General features: G+C 63.7%; 2 protein-coding genes and 1 pseudogene. All 3 read left to right on the top strand.

Features of this window, described 5'->3' with window-relative positions:
* Positions 1-166: pseudogene (locus VES88_03480) on the top strand (tyrosine-type recombinase/integrase).
* A gap of 105 nt (positions 167-271) precedes the next feature.
* Positions 272-1081, top strand: a complete 810-nt coding sequence (locus VES88_03475; protein ID HYN80537.1) for an alpha/beta hydrolase — start codon at positions 272-274, stop codon at positions 1079-1081.
* 271 nt (positions 1082-1352) lie between these two features.
* Entirely contained in the window at positions 1353-2315 is a 963-nt protein-coding gene (locus tag VES88_03470) for a hypothetical protein (GenBank protein HYN80536.1), read from the top strand.
* Positions 2316-2708: the final 393 nt, after the last annotated feature.

The following is a 2708-nucleotide window of genomic DNA, read 5'->3' as shown; positions in this document are numbered from 1 at the left end:
GGCACTCCTTCGCGACTCACCTGCTGGAAGACGGGTACGACATTCGGACGCTTGCCAAGAACTGCTCGGACACACGGACGTCAGTACGACGATGATCTACACCCACGTGCTGAACCGCGGAGGGTTAGGCGTCCGGAGTCCGGCGGACCGGTTGGGCGGTGAGTAGCAGATATTACGACGAGTCTTGCCGCGTTCGCGGAATCAGGGGTAGTATCCTGTGCAAGTGAATAGAGAGTTAGGCCGCCCGGTGCGGCCGTCGCTGGAGTGCTCAATGGCTAGATGTCGCCCGGTTTCAATTCTGATTGCGCTGCTCCTACTGGCCCGGTCGGGTGCCGCCCAGAGTCTGGGGGAGTCGCGTCAGGTGGAGGTCGATGGGCACGCCATGCACTTGTCGATCGCCGGTGCCGGACCGATCACCGTAGTGCTGGAAGCGGGCGGCGGCTGGTCACTGAGGCAGTGGGAACGGGTCCAGCCGGCGCTCGCACCGTTCGCACGCGTTGTGTCGTATGATCGGCCGGGCCTGGGTAGGTCAGTAAGGTGTGCGAAGGCCGAGACCGCACACCGCGTCGCCACGGAACTTCGTGCCGCCTTGGAGTTAGCGGGCGTGCGCCCCCCGTATCTGTTTGTTGCGCATTCGATGGGCGGCCTGTACGCGCGCGTGTTCACCAGCATGTTCCCGAGCGAAGTAGTGGGGCTCGTTCTACTGGATCCGGCTCCAGAACTCTTTTACGAGCGAGTGAGGCGTGAGCTGCCGGAGCTCTACGCGATGCTCGATCAGGCACCCGACGCACCCAAAGGAGCCGCACGCGCGGCCGTTGACACGACGCTCGCACAGGCGGCCGCATCCGATCCGCTGCCTCCGATCCCCATCGTGCTCTTCACACGCTCGAAATGGGACGGGGCCCCTCCGGAGATGGCGAGAATCTGGACCCAAGAGCACCAGCGGTGGGTCGAACGAACACCGACCGCGAGACTCCGCGTGGCCGAGCGTAGCGGTCATCTGATCCCGCGGGACGAGCCACAAATCGTCGTGGACGCCGTGCGTGACATTCTGCGTCAGCTGGAGCCCAGAGTCCGATAAGCCCATCCACGGTCTCCGTCGCCGGACATACTTCGACAGCGAAGTCGTTTACCGCTGATGAGGAGGGGAGGCTTTGCCATGCAGCGCTTCAAGCCGGCGGCCTAACAAGCCGTTGCTGCAGACGCCGCAGACTCTGGTGGAGGGGCGCACATGTGCTTCGCCATGTGCGCCAATCATGATATGCGGCGCAGCAGAACGGCGGACCGTTAGGCCGACAGATGTCGAGGTCACCCGTCGACAGTCCACTCGAACCTTGAGAGGTGCCGTTCACATGAGCCGCCACTTCCTGCTCCTGCCCACCTGCCTGATGTTGGGCAGCCTTGTGCGTGCGTCCCTCGGGCCGCAACATGACATGCCCGCGTCTGCATCTCAGGGCGCAAAGCCATCTCCGTATCTCGGTCAGCCAGTACCGGGCCTTACGCCCGAGCGGTTCGCACCCGGGACAGTGAGTACCGACGCCATCGAACTGAACGGTGTGTTCACGCCGGACTTGAAGGAGTTCTTCTTCGCACGGCTGATCGATGGTGTTCAGACCATGTACCACTCGGAGCTCGTCGACGGCATGTGGACCGCCCCGCGTCCGCTGCTGCTGTTCCCGGACCAACGCCGGGCGGTAGCCGACGATATGGCGGTGTCACCTGACGGACGTGAGCTGTACTTTCTCGGCAACCACCCAGCCGGCGTCGGGAACTCAGACATCTGGCGCAGCAGACGCATCAACGGACGGTGGTCGACCGCGGAGGTGCTGCCGCCGCCGATCAGCACCGAGGCGAGCGAAGTCTACCCGGTGATCGTCGGGGACGGCAGCTTGTACTTCACGTCAAATCGGCCGGGAGGCCTCGGGCCGCGCAGCAGTCTGTACAGAGCGCAGCGGCTCGCGGACGGGAGCTTAGCGGCGCCGGTGCTTGTGCCCCCACCCATCAACAGCGAATTCGGAGTAGGAGATACATACGTATCACCGGACGAGAGTTACATGGTCATGGCGTCCGGCCGTCCGCCCAGTCTCGGAGGTGGTGACCTCTTCGTGTCGTTCCGGCGCACCGGCGGTGGGTGGAACGAGCCCGCGCACCTCGGCCCCACCATCAACACGGCTCAGGTCGACTTCTGTCCGATGGTTACGCCGGATGGCAGGTTTCTCTTTTTCAGCCGGCGCCAAGGTGCGTCCTGGGGTGCGGCGACTGCCGGAGACGTGTACTGGGTCGACGCGAAGATCCTGGAGCAGTTCAGGCGATGACGCCAAACGACTGTGCATCGTGACGGTTGGTGCTGGCAAACAACGCGCCGCGCACCGCCTTACTGTGGGCGGCCGACGGCGGCCTAACCGGCGCTTGCAGCCGTCGAAGGCGCGTCTGACAGTCGGGAAAACACGAACGCCTCGCCGCGCCTTCGCGGCTGAAGCGCAAGTCGTTCGGCGTCAAACGGAGATTGCTGTGGCGTCGATCCGTAGGGCTTCCGTGCTCCCGGCGCTGTGACGTACGCGAAAGGGGTTACAATTCCTTGCACTCGATCTCCGCCGCAAGGCTGCGCCGGATCGAGCCTTTAGCAGTCTGAACCAACGAAAGGAGCATGACACATGGCGATCATCGTGCATTTCTCACCGAGCGGATTGGACAAGTCGAAATACGAC

The sequence above is a fragment of the Gemmatimonadaceae bacterium genome, from assembly GCA_035633115.1.
Lineage (GTDB): Bacteria > Gemmatimonadota > Gemmatimonadetes > Gemmatimonadales > Gemmatimonadaceae > UBA4720.
The sequence above is the reverse complement of the archived record's forward strand: the minus strand, read 5'-3'. Positions and strand labels throughout refer to the sequence as shown.